This is a genomic window from Halobacillus sp. (genome assembly GCF_049282395.1).
GTDB lineage: Bacteria > Bacillota > Bacilli > Bacillales > Halobacillaceae > Halobacillus.
Window position 1 is genome coordinate 1 of the sequence record NZ_JBAPTY010000195.1, and the last position, 1,929, is coordinate 1,929.

Genomic DNA, 1,929 nt, shown 5'->3' on the forward strand with positions numbered 1-1,929 from the left:
TCTTTGCTTTCCGCCCATATTTTACCGTGATGGGCTTCGATCATTTCCCTGGCAATAGCGAGGCCAAGACCGGTGCCACCCATTTCTCTTGCTCGCGATTTATCTACCCGGTAAAACCGGTCAAAGATTTTATCTACTGTATCTGCAGGCATACCGATTCCTTCATCCGTTACACTCACGCGAAGCTGTTTCCTGGTAGAATACGCATCAAAACGGATCGTTCCGCCTTCTGGCGAGTATTTTACAGCGTTAGATATGACATTATCCAGCACTTGTGTCAATTTATCCTTGTCCATCCAAACGTACATATTTTTCTTAGGAAGGTTTCTTTCAAAGTCCATATTTTCATCTTTATTCATCTCAAATCGCTCAATAATCTGACTGAAGAAGCCGACAAATTCGACACGCTCTCTCATTAAGGTCGTTTCTTTATGGTCCATCTTCGTTAACTGCAGCAAATCATTGACTAAACGGATCATACGGTCGGTTTCATTCTGTGTAACATCTAAGAACCTCGGAGCAATATCAGGGTCCTGCCAGGCTCCATCGTTTAAGGCCTCAATGTAGCTACGCATAGTCGTAAGCGGTGTGCGCAGCTCATGGGAAACATTGGACACGAATTCCCTGCGTTCCTGATCTACCTTCTCCTGTTCCGTAACGTCACTAATTACCGAAATAAATCCGTCCATCTCTTCATTCTCATCTTCTACTACTGAAAAATTAGCCTTGATCAGCAGATGCTTATCTTCACTGCTGAGGTCAATAATCATCGATCCCGCTTCTTCGACTTCAGAAATATCATCCATCTGGTCGCCTAGATCGAAAACATCGATTAAAGACTGACCCTGGACTTCTTCAAACGTCTGGCCGATCAGCTTAGAGGCTGGCGCATTCATTAAAATAATCGCTCCTATGCGGTCTGTAGCAATGACACCGTCCGACATATTCGACAAAACGGAACTTAATTTTCGCCGCTCCCCTTCTGTTGTCGCCTGGGCTAACTTAAGTTTATCGTTCAGGTCGTTAAACGTGAGACCGAGCTGTCCAATTTCATCATTACCTTTTACATCGACCTTCTGGGAGAAATCGCCGGTAGCCATAATCTGAGCCTGCTTTTTCATTTCAGTTAAGGGCTTGGTAATGGTACGAGCCACCAGGATCCCAAGCAGGGCGGTGACCGTGATCGCAAGCAGGGTACCCTTGGCAAATATACTATTAATCGACTGCATTTGTTCATAGATGCCATTCATGCGAGCCTGATAGTGGAGTACCCCTACAATTTCCCCGGCTTCCGTTGTAATAGGTTTCTCTCCTACATACAAGTTTTCCCCATCCTGCCTTACAGTCCGCGGATCTGTCTCGCCCAGGATGAATACTTTAGTGATCCGGGCATCTGTCACTTTTTTACCGATATTGGCGCGATCATCACTGCCCCTGTCAAACGAGGCAATGATATTCGGCCCTGTCTTTTCAATCACTTGTAATTTCTTGATGTCAGATTCATTAAATTCGTTGATCAGTCCCTCTACTTCTGCCTGCAAAGAGGGATCACCCTCGCCTCGTTCTGCCTCAAAGGCATTTTGAAGACTATACGTGAGTGAATTTAAGCGTCCTTCAATAGAATTTGTAAAATTTTCCGTCAGATTATTTTCCAGCTTACCAACAAAATAGGCACCAATCACTTGGATGCCTAATAGAAGAAGCAGAATATAAACGAGAATTAACTTCAGTCTGACGGACTGAAAAAAACCTACTTTCTTCATAAAAACATTACTCCTGCTCTGGATTTCTTAAATAATAACCAACTCCGCGTCTGGTAACGATCCAAACAGGATTACTTGGGTTTTCTTCAATTTTCTCACGCAGTCGACGCACGGTGACGTCTACAGTTCTCACGTCTCCGTAATAGTCGTAGCCCCAGACGGTCTC

General features: G+C 44.5%; 2 protein-coding genes. Both read right to left on the reverse strand.

The window, feature by feature from the left end:
* The coding region (walK, locus tag WAM07_RS08790) for a cell wall metabolism sensor histidine kinase WalK (protein ID WP_422166106.1) at positions 1–1,763 on the reverse strand (1,763 nt) is incomplete at its 3' end.
* A gap of 7 nt (positions 1,764–1,770) precedes the next feature.
* Positions 1,771–1,929 (reverse strand): winged helix-turn-helix domain-containing protein (locus WAM07_RS08795; RefSeq protein ID WP_422166108.1); only part of this gene is annotated, 159 nt, incomplete at its 5' end.